Source organism: Gordonia lacunae, from assembly GCF_002149015.1.
Classification (GTDB): Bacteria; Actinomycetota; Actinomycetes; order Mycobacteriales; family Mycobacteriaceae; genus Gordonia; species Gordonia lacunae.
In genome coordinates this window covers 1-944 of the sequence record NZ_NGFO01000086.1, presented here as the reverse complement: position 1 = coordinate 944, position 944 = coordinate 1, and the positions used below count along the sequence as shown (strand labels likewise).

Below are 944 nucleotides of genomic sequence, written 5' to 3'. Positions count from 1 at the left end.
ACCGAAACCATCACCGCCACCGCACCCTTCACCAACCACCTCGACGTCAACGCCATCTACCGCATCGGACTGTTCGGCCCCACCGCCAACTACCAACTCACCAACCACCCCCACAACGTCAACACCGCCATGAGCAGCATCTGGGGACCCCACGCCCAGAACTACTGGATGAACAACCACATCGACACCGGATACCCCCAGGCCAACGTCGGCTTCGACCAATGGTGAGGACAGCGAACACGTGGTGAGGAGGAGGGAGGACCGAGATGGGTTCGGGGGCGGGTCGCCCGCCCCCGAACCCCGCCACTTCCACCATATGTCGACGACGGGGGCTTGCCGCAAGGCCCCGGTGGCCGTGCACAATCGCTCGACGACCGAGACGCAGGAGGCGATCGATGGCTCACGATGCAGACCACCCAAAGATGGCGGACACCCCGGAACGATTCCGGGAGCACGAGTCCGGGGCCTACTTCCACGGCACCCGGGCCGACCTTCGGGTGGGCGACTTCCTGACTCCCGGCCACCGCTCGAACTACCGTCGCGAGCACATCTCGAACTACGTCTACGTGACGAAGGTGCTCGACGGCGCGGTGCTCGCGGCCGAGATGGCGGTGGGTGACGGGCGCCCCCGGGTCTACATCGTGGAACCGCAGGACGACGTACACGACGATCCCAATGTCACCGACAAGAAATTCCCCGGCAACCCGACCCGCTCCTACCGGAGCGCCCGGCCGGTCCGGGTCGTCGGCGAGATGACGGACTGGGTGGGACATTCGCCGGAATACCTCCGACAGTTCCGGGCCGGGCTGGAGGCACTCCGGCAGCGCGGCGAAGCGGTTCTCTACGACTAGCTGTAACACCGGGTCAGGTTGTGATCCCGGGCGGCCCTCAGTGAGTGGCGAGGAGTGTCATGAGGTGCGCTTCGACGAGGGAGGGGCGGGGTG

Annotated in this window: 1 protein-coding gene and 1 pseudogene; both read left to right on the top strand. The window is 66.0% G+C overall.

All coding sequences use genetic code 11. From position 1 onward, the window contains the following. Window positions 1-228 (top strand): annotated as a pseudogene (locus CA982_RS26235) (hypothetical protein); the annotation flags it as partial. A gap of 194 nt (window positions 229-422) precedes the next feature. Continuing rightward, window positions 423-851 carry an NAD(+)--rifampin ADP-ribosyltransferase gene (gene arr, locus CA982_RS26230; protein WP_086537968.1) on the top strand — a complete coding sequence of 143 codons (429 nt, stop codon included), beginning with the start codon at window positions 423-425 and terminating at the stop codon, window positions 849-851. The last annotated feature ends 93 nt before the right edge of the window (window positions 852-944 follow it).